The sequence below is a fragment of the Aerococcus sp. L_32 genome (genome assembly GCF_050689315.1).
This window is the reverse complement of record NZ_JBOEQF010001209.1, coordinates 1-552: the sequence shown is the minus strand read 5'-3', so window position 1 is coordinate 552 and position 552 is coordinate 1. Positions and strand designations below refer to the sequence as shown.

The window sequence follows — 552 nt, the reverse complement described above, 5'->3', positions numbered from 1 at the left end:
AGATGATGGCCCAGAATCAGCCTTGAAGAATATCCATGATGCCAACTATCATATTGAACAAATTCAAGATTTGGCCATGTTACCATGTGGTTACCACCGTTACTACTACTCTGAAGATGAGATGTTACAACATTCTATTGAAGAGTTTAAAGCAGGGGCAACACGTGCACAAGTAGTGAAGAAGACTGAGCAACAATTGTTTGAATTGTATAAAGATCCAGCTTTAGACTACAAGCCTGAAGAATTAACCCAACGTGGTGGGACTTACTATTCTGACGCCGCTTGTGAGGTAATTGCTTCTATCTACAACGACAAACAGACTGTTATGGTGGTTTCTACCCAAAATAACGGGACAATCCAAGACCTACCGTACGATGCCATTGTGGAAGTATCTGCCCAAATCACTAGCCACGGCGCTGTACCATTCAACTGGGGTGAATTTATGCCAGCCGCTCGTGGGATGATCCAATTGATGAAGGGGATGGAAGAAACGGTTATCCGTGCCGCCGTTGAAGGAAATTACGGGGCAGCTTTACATGCCTTCACGATTAA

Annotated in this window: 1 pseudogene; it reads left to right on the top strand. The window is 44.0% G+C overall.

The features are described from left to right. Positions 1–552 (top strand): annotated as a pseudogene (locus tag ACRCJ0_RS18970) (6-phospho-beta-glucosidase); the annotation flags it as partial.